This window comes from Streptomyces sp. NPDC027189 (genome assembly GCF_055566975.1).
Genome location: NZ_JBVHRI010000027.1, coordinates 12,885 through 30,641 on the forward strand (window position 1 = coordinate 12,885; position 17,757 = coordinate 30,641).

Annotated in this window: 14 protein-coding genes and 2 pseudogenes; 8 read left to right on the forward strand and 8 right to left on the reverse strand. The window is 69.3% G+C overall.

Annotated features, from left to right (window positions below; translation table 11 throughout):
- Positions 1–2: 2 nt before the first annotated feature.
- From ACZ4RZ_RS40610 to ACZ4RZ_RS40635, 6 genes and pseudogenes are all read left to right on the forward strand, one after another.
- Positions 3–782, forward strand: coding sequence for an IclR family transcriptional regulator (locus ACZ4RZ_RS40610; RefSeq protein WP_467752463.1), 780 nt, complete (start codon positions 3–5; stop codon positions 780–782).
- A 334-nt stretch (positions 783–1,116) separates the two neighbouring features.
- A complete protein-coding gene (locus tag ACZ4RZ_RS40615) occupies positions 1,117–1,887 on the forward strand; it encodes an MIP/aquaporin family protein (protein ID WP_467752464.1) in 771 nt (256 codons plus the stop codon).
- Positions 1,884–2,882, forward strand: coding sequence for a dihydroxyacetone kinase subunit DhaK (gene dhaK, locus ACZ4RZ_RS40620; protein WP_467752466.1), 999 nt, complete (start codon positions 1,884–1,886; stop codon positions 2,880–2,882). Before ACZ4RZ_RS40615 ends, dhaK begins: the two co-directional genes overlap by 4 nt.
- Positions 2,883–3,034: 152 nt before the next feature.
- The gene (gene dhaL, locus ACZ4RZ_RS40625; protein WP_467752467.1) at positions 3,035–3,661 is read left to right on the forward strand and encodes a dihydroxyacetone kinase subunit DhaL; all 627 of its coding nucleotides are present in this window, start codon (positions 3,035–3,037) and stop codon (positions 3,659–3,661) included.
- Positions 3,658–5,346, forward strand: a complete 1,689-nt coding sequence (locus tag ACZ4RZ_RS40630; RefSeq protein WP_467752469.1) for a phosphoenolpyruvate--protein phosphotransferase — start codon at positions 3,658–3,660, stop codon at positions 5,344–5,346. Before dhaL ends, ACZ4RZ_RS40630 begins: the two co-directional genes overlap by 4 nt.
- Before the next feature lie 65 nt (positions 5,347–5,411).
- Positions 5,412–5,606 (forward strand): annotated as a pseudogene (locus ACZ4RZ_RS40635) (dihydroxyacetone kinase subunit DhaK); the annotation flags it as partial.
- Positions 5,607–5,694: 88 nt separating this feature from the next.
- Here ACZ4RZ_RS40635 and ACZ4RZ_RS40640 read toward each other — a convergent pair.
- On the reverse strand, positions 5,695–5,892 hold the full coding sequence (locus tag ACZ4RZ_RS40640) for a hypothetical protein (RefSeq protein WP_467752597.1): 198 nt from the start codon (positions 5,890–5,892) through the stop codon (positions 5,695–5,697).
- Between the two features lie 175 nt (positions 5,893–6,067).
- Positions 6,068–6,202: pseudogene (locus ACZ4RZ_RS40645) on the reverse strand (hypothetical protein); the annotation flags it as partial.
- A 313-nt stretch (positions 6,203–6,515) separates the two neighbouring features.
- Between ACZ4RZ_RS40645 and ACZ4RZ_RS40650 the strand changes: the two are divergent.
- Positions 6,516–6,974, forward strand: coding sequence for an SRPBCC family protein (locus ACZ4RZ_RS40650; RefSeq protein ID WP_467752471.1), 459 nt, complete (start codon positions 6,516–6,518; stop codon positions 6,972–6,974).
- A 464-nt stretch (positions 6,975–7,438) separates the two neighbouring features.
- On the opposite strand, the gene ACZ4RZ_RS40655 is transcribed toward ACZ4RZ_RS40650, so the two are convergent.
- The 5 genes from ACZ4RZ_RS40655 to ACZ4RZ_RS40675 form a co-directional block, all read right to left on the reverse strand.
- Positions 7,439–10,189, reverse strand: a complete 2,751-nt coding sequence (locus ACZ4RZ_RS40655; RefSeq protein ID WP_467752472.1) for a bifunctional YncE family protein/alkaline phosphatase family protein — start codon at positions 10,187–10,189, stop codon at positions 7,439–7,441.
- 4 nt (positions 10,190–10,193) lie between these two features.
- Complete coding sequence (locus ACZ4RZ_RS40660; RefSeq protein ID WP_467752474.1) at positions 10,194–11,552, reverse strand: ABC transporter permease; 1,359 nt, start codon at positions 11,550–11,552, stop codon at positions 10,194–10,196.
- Positions 11,549–12,490, reverse strand: coding sequence for an ABC transporter ATP-binding protein (locus tag ACZ4RZ_RS40665; RefSeq protein ID WP_467752476.1), 942 nt, complete (start codon positions 12,488–12,490; stop codon positions 11,549–11,551). The genes ACZ4RZ_RS40660 and ACZ4RZ_RS40665 overlap by 4 nt, the downstream gene beginning before the upstream one ends.
- Before the next feature lie 352 nt (positions 12,491–12,842).
- The gene (locus tag ACZ4RZ_RS40670) at positions 12,843–13,736 is read right to left on the reverse strand and encodes an RNA polymerase sigma-70 factor (RefSeq protein ID WP_467752478.1); all 894 of its coding nucleotides are present in this window, start codon (positions 13,734–13,736) and stop codon (positions 12,843–12,845) included.
- Entirely contained in the window at positions 13,733–14,935 is a 1,203-nt protein-coding gene (locus tag ACZ4RZ_RS40675) for an NAD(P)/FAD-dependent oxidoreductase (RefSeq protein WP_467752480.1), read from the reverse strand. Before ACZ4RZ_RS40675 ends, ACZ4RZ_RS40670 begins: the two co-directional genes overlap by 4 nt.
- A gap of 266 nt (positions 14,936–15,201) precedes the next feature.
- Here ACZ4RZ_RS40675 and ACZ4RZ_RS40680 point away from each other — a divergent pair, with 266 nt between their 5' ends.
- On the forward strand, positions 15,202–16,098 hold the full coding sequence (locus tag ACZ4RZ_RS40680; protein ID WP_467752588.1) for an MFS transporter: 897 nt from the start codon (positions 15,202–15,204) through the stop codon (positions 16,096–16,098).
- A gap of 93 nt (positions 16,099–16,191) precedes the next feature.
- Here the strand turns inward: ACZ4RZ_RS40680 and ACZ4RZ_RS40685 are convergent, their stop codons facing one another.
- On the reverse strand, positions 16,192–17,592 hold the full coding sequence (locus ACZ4RZ_RS40685; protein WP_467752482.1) for an FAD-dependent oxidoreductase: 1,401 nt from the start codon (positions 17,590–17,592) through the stop codon (positions 16,192–16,194).
- Positions 17,593–17,757: the final 165 nt, after the last annotated feature.

Here is a 17,757-nt window from a genome sequence, read left to right on the forward strand (position 1 = left end):
CGATGGTGCAGGCGGTACAGCGCGCGGTGCAGATACTGCGGGAGCTCGCGTCCACCGGGCCCCGGCTCGGAGTGACCGAGCTGGCCGACCGCCTGGGCGTGGCCAAGCCGACCGTGCACGCGCTGCTGCGCACACTGGAGGCCGAGGGGCTGGTGGTGCAGGACCGGGACAGCTCGAAGTACCAGCTCGGCCCGGACCTGGTGCAACTGGGCAACGCCTACCTGGACACCCAGGAGCTGCGGACCCGCTCGCTGACCTGGGCGGACCAGCTCGCGAACCGAACGAACGAGGCGGTGTGGGTGGCCGTGCTCACCGGCGACCACGTGCTGGTGGTGCACCATGCCTTCCGGCCCGAGGGGGCCGTGCAGATCCTCGAGGTGGGCGCCAGCATCCCGTGGAGCACCTGCGCCCTGGGCAAGGCCATCGTGGCCTTCGTTCCGGCCGACGAGCGCGAGCGACTGCTCGCGGGCGAGCCGGCCGTGCTCACCGGCGCCAGTATCACCGACCCGGAGGAGCTGGCGGGCCAGCTGAAGGAGGTCCTCAGGACGGGTTACGCGATCGAGGACCAGGAGTCCGCCATCGGGGACGCGGGTATCGCATCCCCCGTCTTCGACCGCTCCGGCGAGGCGGTCGGCGCCATCGGCATTGTCGGGCCTGTCGAGCGCCTATTGGACGAAACGGCACGTCAGGAGCTTGCAGTCGCCGTCCGGGAGACCGCCCGCAACCTCTCCCGCGACCTGGGCGCCCCCAGAGGGGCGGCCGCACGCACCACGATGACCTGACCTGCCCCCGCAGCCCGGTAGCGGCTGTCCTCCTTCCCGCACCCCGCCCTCTGATCCAGGCCCCTCGGCACGCCGCCGCGGGGCCTTCTCCTTGTCGAAGGATCGCGCGATGGCTGCCGAACCTCTTGACAGGTAGGAAACGCGGGCTTAACTTCCGGAACAACGTTCATCCATAGTGAACATTCTTACAGCCGGGTGCTTAAAGCTGCCCGGTTTCCCCTGAGCCGGCCGCCAGGTTGCCCGACCCCTGACCTGGCGGCCACCTCCCTTCACAGCCCGCTCGCATGCGGAGGAGGTGAGACGCCCAAGCTGCCGCTCGGCACTGGGCGCCATCATGGAAGAGAACACTTACCCTCAGAAATTGCTCGCCGAGGTGCTGGGCACCGCGATGCTGGTGTTCATCGGCGTCGGTTCGGTCCCCGCAACGCTCATCGTCAACGGCAAGGCCCCCTTCACCTTCGCCGATCTGGGCATGATCTCGCTGGCGTTCGCCACGGTCGTCATTGCGATGATCTACGCGATCGGCCATATCTCCGGCTGCCAGATCAACCCGGCCATCACCCTCGCGCTCGCCGCGACGAAGAAGATGCCCTGGCGGGACGTCCCCGGCTACATCACCGCCCAGGTCGCCGGCGCGGCCCTGGGAGCGCTGGCAATCATCGGGGTGCTAGGCCACAAGGCCGTAGACCTCGGTCTGGGTATCGCCTCCTACGGCCCTCAGGTCAGTGCCGGCCAAGCCTTCTTCGCCGAAGCCGTCGGCACGGCCATCCTCGCCTTCGTCGTCTTCGGCGCCATCGACCACCGCTCGGCCGGCGGCTTCGCCGGGCTCGCCATCGGGCTGGCGGTGTTCGCCATCATCATGGTCGTGGGACCCGCCACCAGCTCCGCGATCAACCCGGCCCGCGTCATCGGTCCCATGCTGGTCGGCCAGCTCTTCAGTGGCACAGTCCACTGGAACCAGCTGCCGGTCTACCTGATCGGCGACGTCGTCGGCGCGGTTGTCGCCGGCTTCCTGTACATCGCCTTGAACGCCCGCCGCAGCGTCGGCGCCACGGCCAAGGAAGCAGCCGAGCCTGCTGCGACTCCCCAAGGAGCCCTGTCATGAAGAAGCTCATCAATGCCCCTGAAGCGGTGCTGGACGAGGCGCTGGCCGGGATCGCCGCCGCCCACCCCACGCTGAGTGTCGACACGGAGAACAAGGTGATCGCCCGGGTGGGCGGCGCCAGGCCGGGCAGGGTCGCCCTGATCTCCGGGGGCGGTTCCGGGCACGAGCCTCTGCACGGCGGCTTCGTGGGACTCGGCATGCTGAACGCGGCCTGTCCCGGTGAGGTGTTCACCTCGCCCGTCCCCGGCCAGATGCTGGCCGCGGCCCAGGCCGTCGACGGCGGAGCAGGCGTGCTGTTCATCGTGAAGAACTACACCGGTGACGTCCTCAACTTCCAGATGGCCGCCGAGCTGGCCGCCGAGGAAGGCATCACGGTGGAGACGGTCCTGGTCGACGACGACGTCGCCGTCCAGGATTCCACCTGGACCGCCGGACGTCGCGGCACCGGGGCCACCGTCTTCGTCGAGAAGATCGCCGGCGCTCTCGCCGAGCAGGGTGCGGACCTCGCTGCCGTGGCGGAGATGGGCAAGCGGGTCAACGCCGCCTCCAGGTCCTTCGCCGTGGCGCTGACCGCCTGTACCTCCCCCGCCTCCGGCAAGCCCGGCTTCGACCTGCCCGAGGACGAGATGGAGGTCGGCGTCGGCATCCACGGCGAACCCGGCCGCAGCAGGGAAAAGCTCCGCCCGGCCAAGGAGATCGTGGCCACCGCCCTGGACGCCATCCTCGCCGACCAGCCGCTGGGTGCCGGGGACGAGACCATCGTCATGGTCAACGGCCTGGGCGGCACTCCGCTCATCGAGCTGTATGTCGTCTTCCACGAAGTCGCCACCGCACTCGCCGACAAGGGCATCGTCATCGCCCGCAACCTCGTCGGCAACTACGTCACCAGCCTGGACATGGCCGGTGTTTCCCTCACTGTGTGCAAGGCCGATGCCGACATGCTCTCCCTGTGGGACGCACCCGTGAACACCCCGGCCCTGCGCTGGGGCACCTGAACCGAGTCGGGGGCGGGGCCGCGCGTACGCGAGGGCCGGGCCGCCGGAGCCTTCCCGCGTCGGCTCTCCCCGGACTGCACCCCGCGCATCCGCCCCCGCCCCCGGCTCACCCAACGTCAGCCAGCCACACCCCAACCAGGAACGGAGACTCCGTGGACACCGACCTCGCCCGTACGTGGGTGCAGGCCATCGCCGCCGCGGTGGAGACGCATAAGGACTATCTCACCCAGCTCGACTCGGCCATCGGCGACGCCGACCACGGCGTCAACATGCACCGCGGCTTCTCCGCCGCCACCACGGCCTTGGCCGACTACAAGGCAGACACCCCCGGGGCAGTGCTGGTCAAGACGGGCAGCACCCTGATCTCCAGCGTCGGGGGCGCCTCCGGTCCGCTCTACGGCGGCGCCTTCCGCGCCATCGGCAAGGCCCTGGACACCGCCACCGCCGACACACAGCAGTTCGCCGCCGCACTCGCCGCCGGCCTGGCGAGCGTCCAGAAGCTCGGCGCGGCCGCACCCGGCGACAAGACCATGATCGACGCTTACGCCCCCGCACTGGCCGCCTTCCAGCAACAGGCCGACGCTGGAGCCGACTTCGCCGCCGCAGCCGTGGCTGCTGCCGACGCCGCCGAAGAGGGCATGCGTGCCACCACCCCGATGCAGGCCCGCAAGGGCCGCGCTTCCTACCTCGGCGCCCGCAGCATCGGCCATCAGGACCCGGGCGCCACGTCCACCGCCTTCATCTTCCGCGCCCTCGCGGAGACAGCGGTGGCCCGATGACCGACCGCCGCACCTACACCGGGCACACCGCCGCACCCGGCATAGCCCTCGGCTTCGTCCACCGCACCGACCGGCCACCCACCAGAACGGTGCTCCCTCACCGCACCAGCGGCGACCCCACGCTGCAGATCACCGACGCCTTCGACGCCATCGCCGCCCGCCTGCTCGACCTGTCCACCTCACTGCGCGAACAGGGCAAGGACGAACAGGCCGACATCATGGAAGTCAACAGTTACATCGCGCAGGACCAGGATCTGCGTGACCAGGCCATCAAACGAGCGAACGACGGCCAGCCGGTACCCGTCGCCGTCCGGCAGGCCATCGACGCCTACGCGGGAACCATCGCTGCCCTGCACGATCCAACCCTTGCCGAACGCGCCGCAGACGTCCGGCAGGTCGGCCGCCGCGTCCTGGCCCATCTGCACGGCGACACAGGCCCCGTCCCCGACCAGCCCCTCGTCCTGGTCGCCCACGAGATCGGCGCCGCCGACCTGCTGGAACCCGGCCAGACGGTGACAGCGGCCATCTCCGTGACCGGCGGCCCGAATTCCCACGCTGCGATCGTCGCCCGCTCGCTGGGCATTCCCCTCCTTCTGGCCGTCGACCCCCGGCTGCTCGAGCTGCCGGACGGGCGGGAGATCCTGCTCGACGCCGACCTGGCCAGCGCGGTCGCCCACCCCGACGACGACGAACGCGCCAGGGCCCGGCACGCGATGGCGACCGCCCGAACCCGCAGGCTCGCCCTCGCCGAAGAGCGCCACCTGCCCGCAGAGACACTCGACGAGCACCGCATCGTTCTGCGGGCCAACGTGGCCACTCCGGCCGAGGCCCGCGCGGCCCTGACCACGGGCGCCGAGGGTGTCGGCCTGCTCCGCACCGAGCTGCCCTTCCTCAACCACCCCGCCTGGCCCACCCGCAATCAGCACGCGGCCACCCTCGTCCCCGTCCTGCGCGCTCTCACTGGGCAGGTCGTCACGGCTCGCACTCTCGACTTCGCCGACGACAAACTGCCGCCGTTCCTCGCCGACGGCCGCGAGGGCCGGCGGCTCGGGCGAGGTCTGCCCCTCATGCTCGCCCAACCGGACGCCTTCGCCGAGCAGTTCCGCAGCCTGCTCAGCGCCGGAGCCGACACCGACCTGCGCATCATGATCCCCATGGTCGCGAGCATCGACGAACTACGCGCCTGCCGACGCCTTCTCCAGGCTGCAGCCGCCGAAGCCGGCGTCCCGACGCCACCCCTGGGCATCATGGTGGAACTCCCCGAAGCCGTCGCCGCAGCCGACGACCTCGCCCGCGAAGCCTCCTTCCTCTCCATCGGCACCAACGACCTCACCTGCCAGGTCCTGGGCCTGGACCGGCGCGACCCCACCGCCACCCCCGCCATGGCGGCACACCCCGTCGTACTCGACGCCATCGCCCGGGTCGTCACTGCCGCCCACCGCCACAATCGTCAGGTCTCCGTCTGCGGCGACGCCGCCGCACACCCCCTCGTGACCCCCCTCCTCATCGGCATCGGCTGCGACAGCCTCTCGGTCGCCCCCGCCGCCCTCGACGAGGTCCGCGCCCGCATCCGCCGACTGCGCCATGACACCTGCGCCTCCCTGACCGCCATTGCCCTGACACGCGAAACCCCCGAAGAGGTCTGGCGACTCGCCGAGCAGTGCTGCCAGCCGTCGCTGCCCTGACCCGAACAGCGCACACGGCGCGATGTCCGCTGATGTTCTTATCCAGTCGAGAAAGGGCCTGAACCGTGAAGAAGCTCATCAACTCGCCCGATGTGGTGCTTGCCGATGCTCTCGTCGGCGTGGCCGCCGCGCACCCCTCGCTGACGGTCAACACGTCCGACCGCTACATCGTCCGCGCGGGCGGGCCAACCGCTGGGAAGGTCGGCCTGGTGTCAGGTGGCGGGTCCGGGCACCAGCCGCTGCACGGCGGGTTCGTCGGGTACTGCACGGCCGACGCGGAGTTGATCAGTGCCGGCCAGGGGCTGGCGCCGGTGGAGGAGCCGAAGCACTCGCGGTAGCTGTCGAATGTCAGGGGGCGGAGAGGGAGGGAGGTTTGGTGGCGGCGTCCTGTTCGCTGTGAAAGGAGGTGAGCAGCATCCACGCGATGGGCAGGAAGAAGAAGACGCCCGCCGTCCAGGCGCTCAGCCCCAACAGGGCACTGCTGCGCCGGGACTTGCCTGGCCGCCCGTCGGCCCGGGTGGGCTTCGGCATCACGCTCGTGCTCATATCGTCTCCTCCTTGAGGAGTGTTCGGCGCCGACGCTCGCGGGCGGCGGGCTCGGTTCGACGACGGCTGTGTCACGGCCGTGCGTGCGCTCGTCGAGGGTGCCGGCGCCGAGCAGCCGCTGCAGGGTGAGCTGGGGGACGTCGGCGATGTCTCCAGCGGTGTGCAGGCCGTACTCGGCGAGCAAAGCGGCGGCCTTGGAGCCGACGCCGGGCAGTTCACGGACAGGGCGGGGCCGCAGGAACACGGCGATCGCCTCAGGGGAGTCGTCGACGATGGTCCCCGGACCAGACGGGGTGAGGGCGCAGGCCAAGCCGGCGAGTATCCGGTTAGGACCGGCGCCCGCCGAGCTGCGCAGCCCGAAGTAGGCCAGGGCCCGCAGCTGGACAAGCTCGGTGATGCCGCGGGCATGACGCTGCCGAGTCGGGGCCGCGTCCTCGTGGTCGTGCCGCTCGCGTCGCGAGATGCCCGGTGGTCCCGTAGGGTCGCGGTGCCGCTACGTCAGGACGGGCGTACGGCGCGGCCCTCGCGCGTGCCCGAGGCAGTTCCCATGCGGCCCAGCGTTCCGGCGGACGCCTGCCGAAGGGGCCACGGGCGCGTTGCGGCTCGACCGATCAGGAGTGCCCATGTCAGGACAGTTCGAAGCGATGGTCGAGGTCGATCGTCCCGTCGAGGAGGTGTTCGCCTACCTCGCCGACGGACGCAACGATCCGCAGTTCAGCCCCCGGGTGCTCAGGATCGAGCGGGTCCCCGACGCCCCGACGACTGTGGGTACGGTCTTCCGGAGCACAGTCAAGGACGCTGGGATGAAGACCGCCAGAGAGTTCCGCATCACCGACCTCGAAGCCCCGGTGAAGATCCGGTGGGCCGAGGTGTCGAAGAACAGCGTGACGGCACGCGAAGGCGGCTACGACCTGGAGCCGCTGGCCAGCGGCAGAACTCGGGTCCGTATCTTCAACGTTCTGGAAGGTCACGGGCTGGGCAGGCTCCTCGTCGGCCTGGCGCTCGCCGCCGCCCGCAAGGACGCTGACGGCTTCGGCGCCCGGATCAAGGCGGCAGCCGAGGCGGCGATCGATCCGCGCTGACGCCACTCGGGCGGGCCCGCCGGTCAGGGCGGTGACAACTGGCAGCCGAGGCCCGCTCTACCTTCCCGCGGTCCCGGCCCTTGAAGGACTCCAGGGTGAGCCCGCAGTACAGCGGGTGGCCCCAGTAGTCACCTCGAGTGGGCAGGTGGCCGCGGCGGGCGAGTCCGACGGTTGTGCCCGGGTGCACGGTCATGCTGCAGCGCTCGGCGAGGTGGTGTTCGGCGAGGGTCGCGCCCACGTCCGGCATGGTGCCAACGGCCTGCAGGATGGTGCTGATGCGGGCCAGGGCGTCGTCGAAGACGGCCGCGGACCAGCGCTCGCCGGCGACGTCGGGCTGGGGGATGAGTCCGAGGCGCTGCGCGCGCTCGAACTGCCACGTGGCGGTGATGAACCGGCGGGGGACAGAAGAGGCCCCTGGCCGGCGGTGACGCCGGCCCGGGGCCCCCTTGACGCGATCAGCTACGTCAGCCGTCGGACTCCGACGACGGGATGTAGGCGCCCGGCACGTCCTCCGGCGCGAAGATCTTGCTCTCGCCGGGGTACGGCTTGGTCCAGTTGTGCGTCTGGTACCACGTGAAGTGGTTCATCTGCTCGGGGTTCGCGAAGTCGGGAATGGCGTTGGGCCCGGTCAGCCGCTGGTGCGACTTCCAGCTCTCCCACTTCGCCGCGACCGACTGCTTGTCCGCCGGCACCGTTGCAGACGTCGGCGCGGGCGCCGCCTTGGCGTCCTGCGGCGCCGGGGTGTCCAGGCCGCAGGAAGGCGGGGTCTTCAGGCCGAGGGTCAGCGAGGTCCGGTTGGGTGCTGCCGTGAACGGCGTGTTGTTCGCGTTCTGGGTGAACGCCCCACGCATCGGGGTGGCCGCGCTGTCCTTCTGGTTCATCGGGTGGACCCCGAGGATCTGCTCGATGGTCCGGATCATCGTGATCTGCGAGTAGTAGTGGTTGTCGACGGTGCCGTGCTGGGCCCAGGGGCTGATGATCTGGATCGGGGCACGGTGGCCGTCGACGTGGTCGAGGCCGGCCTGGGAGTCGTCCTCGACAACGAAGATCGCCGAGTCCTTCCAGTACTTGCTGTGCGAGATCTCGTCAACCATCCTGCCGACCGCGAGGTCGTTGTCCGCGACCTGAGCGGCCGCGTTCGCCGGACCACCGGTGTGGTCGTTGGAGAGCCAGAACATGTTCAGGTTCGCAGGACCGTTCTTCTCGAAGTCCTGCTTCCAGATCTCCTCCTTGTAGATGTCCGGGACGCTGGTGTCGAACTTCGGGAAGCCGGGCACCGACACCTTGTTGAGCGACGGGATCGCCGAGCCCGTTTGAATGGGGTAGGCGGTCTTCTGCCCGGTCGCCTGCATGTTCTTGGTGTCGCAGTACAGGTTCTGCCAGGACGCGCCGGACGGCTTGCTCTCGAACGACTGGAACTCGCCGAAGTCCTTGACGGACTTCCCCGCCGCCTGCGCACCGGTCCAGATGAAGCCGGACTTCTGGTGGCCGAGAGCGTCGTCCTCCGTGTCGTAGCTGCGCGTGTACTCACCGGCCGAGGACTCGGTGTACTCCGGGTCGTCGGCCTGCATCAGCCAGTTGTGGCCCTCGGCAGAGTTCGTGCCTATGTCGTACGTGTTGTCGTACAGCCCGAACTGCTCTGCCAGCGCGTGCTGGTTCGGCGTCACGTTCTCGCCGAACTGCGTCAGCGACGCATCGCCATTGCCCTGCGGCATGTCACCGAAGACCTGGTCGTAGGTCCGGTTCTCCTTGACGATCATGAAGACGTGCTTGATCGTCGAGGGGTCGCCGAGCTTCACCGGGACCGGCACCGGCTTCGCGTCGCCGGCACCCTGGGTGACCGAGCCACCGTGCCAGCCGTTCTGGGTGAAGACCTTGCCGGTGTAGGACTTGATGACGCTGTCGTCCGGCAGCGTGAACTGCGTCAGGCTCGACGTCGTGTCGTGGGTGCCGTGCCCGGCCTTGTTGGTGGGGCGGCGGGCGTCGATACCACGGGTGTTGGAGACGACCACGTTCTTGCCGACGGTGGTGATCTCCGCGGGGAAGTAGTCCGTCGGGAGCAGGCCGACGTAGCTGGCCGGCTCCTGCGGGGAGGTGTACCGGTAGACGGCGACCGCGTTGGCGCGGCCGAGCGTCACCAGCAGGTGACCGTCGTCGGTGAGCGTCACCGCGTTGGGCTCGTAGCCGACCGACGCCTCCGGCCACGGCTGGGTGGCGATGGTCTGGACGACCTTGTCGTTGGCGGTGTTGATGACCGACACGTTGTTGTCGGCGGTGTTGGTGACGAACACCGCCCCGTTCTTGGCGTACATCGCGGTCGGGTGCAGACCGACGTCGATGCTCCCGACGGCGGCGGACGGGTCCGCCAGGTCGATGACGCTGACCGTGCCGGTGGTGGTGGCACCGGTGTCCGGGTTGGCCGGCACCTGGGTGCCGTAGGAGTTGATCGTGGTGTCGTCGGCCTTGGCCGGACGCCCGCCCTCGTTGCTGACGTAGAGCTTGTTGCCGACCAAGGCGATGCCACGGGGGGCGTTGCCCACGGTCCAGTTCTGCTTGATGGTCCCGGTCGCCGCGTCGATGGCGACCACCCGGTTCTGGCCGTTGACCGCGGAGTACACGGTGGAGCCGTCGGCCGAGAACACCGCCGCACCCACCAGTGCGTGCTTGGAGCCGTCGGCCGGGATCGAGATGGTCGTCGGGTTGGAGAGGGTGCCGTCCGGGTTCACGGTGAACTTGGTGTAGCCGTCGCTCTGGCCCAACCACAGCTGCGATCCATCGGGCGAGTACGTCGGGCCCTCCTGGCCGACGGCACCGCTCGTGATGCGCAGGTCGTCCGTCGAGGAGATGCCGACGCGCTGCTTCACCTGCCCGGTCTTGAGGTCCATGACGACCAGCGACGCATCACCGTCGGCGATCGAGGCCGCGAGATGGCTGCCGTCCGGGCTGACCGAGGACGACATGATCTTGCCGTTGTTGATGACGGTGCGGCTGCCGTACGGGGCGATGTACTGGTCGGCGGAGACAACCTGGCCGTTGGCGGTGACCTGGCCGACCTGCTGGGTGCCGAACTGGCTCGTCTGGGCAACAGCAGTGCCCGTGACGGCGAGGGCGACAGCGATTCCCGCCGTTACCAGAGTGGTCCGGCGGCCGACGCGTCTACCGAAAAGGCTGATCTGCTCCTTCTCGTTAATCCGACGCTGCCGTGTTACCTGCATGGAATTATCCCTTCAGGGTGGTGTCGAGCAGTTCGACGTTGCCGTCGAACTGCCACATCGGGTTCGGTGCGTCCCCCTGCGGGGTTCGCACCAGGAAGTAGCCGTTCACTTCCTTCGGTCCATCGCCGTCGGCCATGAACCGCCCGTCTGGGGTGACGTCGAGTTGGTAAATGGCCGTGCCAATGGCCTCGACGTCGGGGAGATGCCAGGAGACGACGCAGCGCCAGTCGTTGCCCGGCCCCTCCGCGGCGACCCTGACGCTGCCCTTGTCACATGTCGCCGTGGCCTTCAACTGCGCTTCGGTGACGGCGGGGCGGTTGAGCTGCTGGGTCTGCATGCGGTAGAGGTGGGCGAACGCCGTGGCGACCGAGCGCTGCACCTTGTCCTGCTCGATCCCGGAGCCCGTGGCCCCGGTCGTCGCGGTGACGACCACGACCGTCACGGCGACCAGTCCGACGAGCGGCAGGACTCCGGCGGTGACCGCGCGGCGCCCCGAGCCGTCGTAGCTCGGGTTGGTGAAGTCGCGCCGCACGAAAAGCACGTAGGCCAGCACTGTCGCGGTCACGGCCCACAGCAGGCTGACCACGATGCCGATCAGAAGCGGGCCGAGCTGTGCCGGGCTGGTGAACAGACCGTTCCAGGCGATGAAGGCGTAGCTGGGCAGGGAGATGCGTACGGCGACGGGGAGCGGCATCATCTGGGCGAGCTGCATCGCGAGCGCGACGAGCGCGGGCAGCAGCAGTCCCATCGGGGACCGCCCCAGCGTGACGGACCCGAGCAGTCCGATCGCGGCCAGGGCCAGGGTCGGGGCGAGTACGCAGACCCAGGCGAGGAGGACCTTCCCTGCGGCGTCCGCCGACGTCAGCAGGTGGCCGTCGAGGCCTACCAGCGGCTGGTTGCCGACCGCCACGACCCCGCCGACCGCGCTGGAACAGGCCAGCCCGGCCACGAGCAGCAGGATGACGGTGAGGCTGGCCAGTGCCTTCGCCGCGAAGATCCGCCGGGGCGACCGGACCGCCACGAGCAGGTGGCGCCAGGTGCCGAGCCGGTCCTCGGAGGCGAACACGTCGCCGGCGACCACCGAGGTCAGCAGCGGGAGCGCCCAGGTGCCCGCGAAACCGAGCATCACCAGCGGTCCGGCCCACCCCGTGGCGTGCATCCAGCGGCCGAAGAGGGTGTCGACGGGGAGCGTGCTCTGCTGGCTCACCGCGGCGACGAAGAGCGCCGGCGCGATCCAACAGGCCAGGACCAGCAAGCGGATCCGCCATTGCGAGACCAGCTTGACCAACTCGAACCGGTAGCCGCGCGGAACCGAGACGCGGCGGGCAGCGGCAACGTTGTCGTCGGCGATGATCGCGGTCATCGACCGGCCTCCTTCTGCTCGGTGAGGGCGAGGAACGCGGCTTCGAGCGGCGACACCACCGGGGCGAGCTCGCGCAACGCGATGCCCGCGTGCACGAGCCGCACCACCAGTTCGTCGAGCGCGGGCACCAGCGCGCGCACGACGAGCACCTCGGCGTCGTGCCGTGCCCCGGCGTCGTCGACGACCCGGATCCCGGCCGAGTCGACAGCGAGCCGGCGGGCGGCCTGCGGGTCGGAGGTGAGCAGCCGGTAGTCGAGTTCAGAGTTCTCGGCGGCCAACTTGCCCAGCGGGCCGGAGAAGACGACCCGTCCGGCGGCGACGATGGTGACCTCGGAGCACAGTGCCTGGAGGTCGTCCATGCGGTGACTGGAGAGCACGACGCTGGTGCCGTCCGCCGCGAGCCGGGTGAGGACACCGTGTACGTGCTTTTTGCCGGCCGGGTCGAGGCCGTTGGAAGGTTCGTCGAGCACGAGCAGCCGGGGCTTGGTGAGCAGGGCGGCCGCGAGCCCGAGCCGTTGACGCATGCCGAGGGAGAAGCCGCGGGCCTGGTCGTCGGCGACATCGGTGAGCCCGACCTGGTCGAGCACGTCGTCGACCCCCGCTGTCCGCGCGTCACGGCCGCGGAGAGCGGCCAGCGCCGCGAGGTTCTGCCTGGCGGTGAGCGAGGGGTAGAGGCCGGGGCCGTCCACGAAGCCGGTGACACCGTCGGGAGCGGCGAGCGCCCGCCTGACCGGCGTACCCAGGATCTCGAGGCGGCCGCTGTCGGCGACGGCCAGGCCCAGCAGGAGACCGAGCAATGTTGTCTTGCCGGCGCCGTTCGGTCCGACCAAGCCGTGGATCTGACCCTGCGCCACATCCAGATCGACGCCGTCGAGTGCGACGACGTCGCCGAAGCACTTGGTGATCCCGCGAGCCTGGACTGCGAGGAGTGTGTCCATGAGCCCCTTCTTTCGAAACACACAGGGACCTTAGGGACGGCACACAACGCAGGCACGGACGGCTGGTTGAACGCTCATGGAACGGATCGTCAAGGCGTCGGCAAGTCCGTGTGCACAAAATAGCCAGCATCGAGCCAGACTTGGGCAACCCTCAGCAGACTGCGCCAGGACGGTATTCTCGGCGAAGCCGAAGCCCGTCGGCTCGCCCGCCTACGTCTGCGTGGCACCGATGGGCCTTTGGGTGGCGACCAGCGGAAAGAACGCATGCGACCTTTTCAACGATCTCGGCCTTCCGATTGCGCTTCTGCGGTAGGGAAACATTTCGACGACGATCCCGTGCTTCCTGGTCTCCCTACCGGCTGATCTGACGCGGAACCGCCACAGCGACGAGCTTGTCCGGGTTGCGGATGGCGTAGATGTTGGTGATCTTCCCGTCGATGATCTCGACCAGGAAGACGCCTTCTGGGTGGTCGCCGCTGGAGACCACCATCGCGGGCGTGTTGTTGCAGTTGACTACCTTGATCCGCGGGTCCGCCAGCCGTCCCATGCGGAAGATGCTCATGAGGACCGCGGCCACCTTCTCCGCCCCCACCACCGGCCGACGCGCCGCGGTGGTCTTGCCGCCGCTGTCTGCGGTCCAGGTGGCGTTCGGTGCGAGCAGCGAGAGCAGCCCCTCCAGGTCACCGGTTGCCGCCGCGGTCATGAACTGCTCGGTGATCCGCGCGGTCTTCGCCGCGTCGACGGGCTCGAAGCGCTTACGCCGCGCCCGCACGTGCTCGCGGGCGCGGTGCACCACCTGGCGCACCGTCACCACGGACTTACCCACCGCCACGGCGATGTCGTCGTAGTCGAAGCCGAACACCTCGCGCAGCACGAATACCGCACGCTCATCGGGGGTGAGTGTTTCGAGCAGCACGAGCATCGCCATCGACACTGACTCGGCGAGCACCACATCGGCCGACGCGTCGTTCTCGTCGAGCAGCAGCGGTTCGGGCAGCCACGGGCCGATGTAATCCTCGCGACGGCGCGCACTCGCCCTCAGTGCGTTGAGCGCCTGACGGGTCACCAGCTGTGCCAGGTACGACTTGGTGTCCCGCACCGTCGCGAGGTCGACGTCGGCCCACCGTAGGTAGCTGTCCTGCAGCACGTCGTCGGATTCGGTTGCCGAACCGAGTATCTCGTAGACGATCGTGAACAGCAGCGGCCGCAACAGGGTGAACCGCTCGGCGTGCTCGTCGGTGCTCACGGGGAGGTGACCTCCTGCGAAGCGGAGGTCGGCTGCTCGGGACGCGGGCCGCCCTTGGGCCACCCCATGGAACCCGGCTTGTGGGCCTCACGGCGGATCCTCTTCGACACTACGAACTTGCAGGTCACTTCCTTGATCGCCGCGCCCATGCGGCCGCCGATGTAGACGTTCACCGCGGTGTCGTCCTTGCGGGCGAGCTGTCGGATGGCGGCGCGTCGGCCGAGGCTGACGCACGCCCCCGTGAAGGCCAAGTCGATCACCGCCGGTTCGGTCCCCGCAATGCGGCTCAGCACGGTGTTGGCCGCCTGTGCCCCGAGCGGCCCGGCGGCGTAGCCGCTCATCCGCAGCGGCTGGCCCGACGGTGCGGCGGCGTCGCCGGCCGCGACGATGCGGTCGTCGTCGACGCTGGTCAGCGTCTCGTCGGTGAGCAGCCGGCCGAGCGTGTCGGTGCGCAGCCCGCTCGCCGCCGCCAACTCCGGCACGCCGAAACCTGTCGTCCAGATGGTCAGTGCGCTCGGACGCACCGCACCCTCGGCAGAACCGTCGGCAAGGACGACCGCATCCGGCCGGACCTCGGTCACCACGCCGGCCTCAAGTACGGCGACGCCGTGCCGGGTCAGCCACTTGGCGACGTATCGGCGCCCCGGTGCACTCAGGGAGGGCGCCAGGGTCCGGCCACACACCAGCGTGACCGTGCGTCCTTGCTCGGCCAGTTCGGCGGCCGTCTCGATGCCGGTCAACCCGCCGCCGACCACGGTGACCGGAGCATCGAGGGGCAACTCCTCCAGCCTGGCGCGCAGCCGCTGTGCGGACTCGAATTCAGCGATGGGCAAAGCGAATTCGACCGCGCCAGGCACCGATGACGGTGTCGCTGCGGTGCTGCCGACCGCGTAGATGACGTAGTCGTAGTCCAGGGCGCGGCCCGATGCCAGCTGCACGGTGCGGGCGGCGGTGTCGATGCGTGTGGCGCTGTCGACGACCAGCTGGATGCCCTCGCCGAGCAGCGTGCCGTAGTCAATCGTGGCATCGCCGGCACGGGCCACGAACTGGTGCAGCCGGATGCGTTCGATGAACTTCGGGCGGGGATTGACCAGAGTGATGTCGACGTCGGCGCGCATCCGCAGACGGTTGGTCGCGAGCGTTCCGGCGTAACCACCGCCGATGACCACGACCTTGCTGGGGTTGCTGTGTTCGGTCATGCCCTCAAGACACCGCGGACCGCCGAGACGTGACACGATGCGACGTGACGCACGTCACTCCACTTGAGGACGCGGAAAGACGCCGACCGGGGCGGGCAGCGACGTTCCCGGCGGCAGTCGGGTGCCGACGGCCGCGAACGTCCGCTGGTCCTCGGGGAACATGAGGAAGCACTGCAGCCCAACGAGCCGATCCTGCCCTCAAGTTCACCTTCAACAGCCCTTCGGCATGCTGAACTCGTGGCCCCCTGCGCGGCATCGTCTCGAATCTGGCGGCGGGACGCGGCCTCCAGCAGGCCAGTTCCCTGCTGGCGTCCGTCAGGAACGCCACTCGAATCCTTGGCCCGACCGCAGCCGGCCTGCTGACCGCTTCCGTCGGAGGCGGCCGGGCGATCGGCGCGGACGCCGCGTCCTTCCTCCTGACGGCCGCGTTCTTCGCTCGGATGTCGCTGCCCGACCTGCCACCGCGCACCGAGGGCGGCCCGACGATGCTCGGCGAACTGCGCGAGCGCTGGAGCTACTTCAGCTCCAGGCCGTGGATCTGGACGGTGACGTTGGCCTTTGCCGTCTGCAACGCCCTCAACATGGGTGTCTGGCAGATCCTGGGCCCGGTGATTGCGAACGGCACGATCGGTGCTGCGGGCTGGGGAATGGTGCTGAGCGCCCGCGGTGCCGGGGCGCTGCCGGCCAGTGTGGTGAGGGTGAAGCTGACGGTGCGGCGGCCCATGGTGCCGGCGCTGTCCTCGATGACGATGGCCGCCGTCCCGCTGATCCTGCTCGGCGTTGGCGAGAACACGTTTTGGCCGGCTGCGGCGGCGTTCGTGGTGGGAGTGGTCTCCGAGTTCTTCACCGTCGTGGGGGAGACCGTTCATAACACCCACCTCCCGGAGCGGCTGTTCTCCCGGCTCGGCGCCCACGACGAGTTCTGGTCCTTCGTGCCCATCCCCATCGGCCAGCTGTCCACGCCGGTCCTCGCCGCGGCGTTCGGAACGGCGACGATCGCCGTCACCGGCGGCGGGGTGGCGGCGGTGACGATGCTGGTGCCGTTGCTGGTGCGGGCCGGTGACGACATACCGCAGGGCGCGTCACCTCACGCTCGGGGGCGCGGTTCCCGGTCTGGGCTCTCCGTCATCGAGACTTGCCGAATGGATCGAGTTGCGTTGTAGGCGAGCAGCACGCCGGTCACTGCACATGCCAAGAAGGGAGGTTCAGCCATCCCGGGGTGTGGGATGCACAACTGACCTCAGATGGGAACGAGTTCAGGTGGTGGCGGCTCCGCGTTCGTGCTCCGTCAGCGGCGGGCCTTCTAGTGAAGGTTTCTTCCGGCCGAGGTAGACCAGGGCGAGCATGTCGGGCATGAGCAGTCGGGCAGGCGGTCTTTCCATGCTCATCACATCCAGCAGGATGCGTAGGGCATGCGGGTTGCGCGAGCCGGCGTCGACCGCCTTGTCGACGAACGCGGCGAGGGTCTTTTCGAGGCGGGTGGGGGGCTGGTCACTGGCGCCCGGGTAGAACACGTCCTGGCCTACGGCCAGGCTCCAGGCGTTCTCGACTGGGCGTGCCGCAGCTTTTTGGATGCGCCGGGCTGTGCCGGGTGCGCCGATGTGCTGCTGCTGCAGGATGCGGCGCAGGGCGATGACGCTCTGCGCGGCAGCGCTCAGCCCGTGACCGTAGACGGGGTTGTAGCCGGCGACGGCGTCCCCGAGCACAGCGAAGCCATCGGGCCAGCGGGTGGCCTTCTCGTAGTAACGCCGCTTGTTGGCGGTGCTGCGGGTGGTGACGACGTCGGTTTCGGGTTCGGCGCCCGCGAGCAGTTCGCCGATGATGGGGTGGGGCAGGCTGAGGGCGAAGGGTAGGAACTCGTCGTTGTGGCTGCTGGGCTGCCCACCCCGGGTTCCGGCGAGCGTCACGAGCCATCGGCCGCCTTCTATGGGGGTGATGATGCCGCCCCGGCCGGGGACTTGGCGGGGATCGGCCTGGACATTGACAATGGGGAAGCCGTCTGCGGCGCTGCCTGGTGCGCGGTATGTCCGGCTGGCGTAGCCGATGCCGGCGTCGACGGTGCGCTCGTGGATCGGTGGAAGTCCGAGGTTCTGTAGCCAGGCGGGGGCACGGCTGGCGCGGCCGCTCGCGTCGATCACCATGTCGGCTGGGAGGGATGTTTCGGACCGATCCGCCCGTATGCTGACGCCGGTCACGCGGTCGCCGTTGCCCTGCAGGGAGAGCAGTTCGGTCTGCTGTAGGAGGGTGATGCGTTCGTCCTGCAGAACCCTGGTGCGGATCACGGCGTCGAGGAGGTCGCGGCTGCACAGGAGGTTGGTGTGGCGGGCGTGGCTGAACCTGCGGAACCACTGGCCCGACGGGGCCTTGGACACCAAGTCGGTCATGATGTGCGGTGTGTGGGCGCCGCGGGCGACGAGCTGCTCGATGATGCCAGGCAGGATGTCCTCGAGGGCTTTCACGCCGCCGGACCACAGCACATGAGCGTGGCGGGCCTGCGGCAGTCCCTTGCGGGGTTGCGGGCCATCGGGCAGCACATCGCGTTCGATGATCCGAACGTCTGCGAAGTCGGCGAGCACGGTTGCGGCGAGCATGCCCGTCATACCCCCTCCGATGACCACCGCGGTGCGGCGGGAGGCGGTTCTGGCTGGCGATGACATAAGGTGCACTCTTTTCTCTTGCGGGCAGAGAGGAGCCGTCGGACTTGGCTCAGCCATACGCGACAGCGCATCACTTACGACTGGGCGGCGCGGAGTGGCTGACTGGTCGGCGAGCAGCCGGCGCACCGTCTGTGGCGGGATGCCGGGAGCGGCGGCCAGGCCGTG

Bases quoted from the DNA above. Each gene is read 5' to 3' on its own strand.
- dhaK (WP_467752466.1), top strand. From the start codon at position 1,884: ATGAAGAAGCTCATCAATGCCCCTGAAGCGGTGCTGGACGAGGCGCTG.
- ACZ4RZ_RS40640 (WP_467752597.1), bottom strand. From the start codon at position 5,892: ATGAGCACGAGCGTGATGCCGAAGCCCACCCGGGCCGACGGGCGGCCA.
- ACZ4RZ_RS40630 (WP_467752469.1), top strand. From the start codon at position 3,658: ATGACCGACCGCCGCACCTACACCGGGCACACCGCCGCACCCGGCATA.
- ACZ4RZ_RS40615 (WP_467752464.1), top strand. From the start codon at position 1,117: ATGGAAGAGAACACTTACCCTCAGAAATTGCTCGCCGAGGTGCTGGGC.
- ACZ4RZ_RS40650 (WP_467752471.1), top strand. From the start codon at position 6,516: ATGTCAGGACAGTTCGAAGCGATGGTCGAGGTCGATCGTCCCGTCGAG.
- ACZ4RZ_RS40675 (WP_467752480.1), bottom strand. From the start codon at position 14,935: ATGACCGAACACAGCAACCCCAGCAAGGTCGTGGTCATCGGCGGTGGT.
- ACZ4RZ_RS40660 (WP_467752474.1), bottom strand. From the start codon at position 11,552: ATGACCGCGATCATCGCCGACGACAACGTTGCCGCTGCCCGCCGCGTC.
- ACZ4RZ_RS40655 (WP_467752472.1), bottom strand. From the start codon at position 10,189: ATGCAGGTAACACGGCAGCGTCGGATTAACGAGAAGGAGCAGATCAGC.
- ACZ4RZ_RS40610 (WP_467752463.1), top strand. From the start codon at position 3: ATGGTGCAGGCGGTACAGCGCGCGGTGCAGATACTGCGGGAGCTCGCG.
- ACZ4RZ_RS40665 (WP_467752476.1), bottom strand. From the start codon at position 12,490: ATGGACACACTCCTCGCAGTCCAGGCTCGCGGGATCACCAAGTGCTTC.
- ACZ4RZ_RS40685 (WP_467752482.1), bottom strand. From the start codon at position 17,592: ATGTCATCGCCAGCCAGAACCGCCTCCCGCCGCACCGCGGTGGTCATC.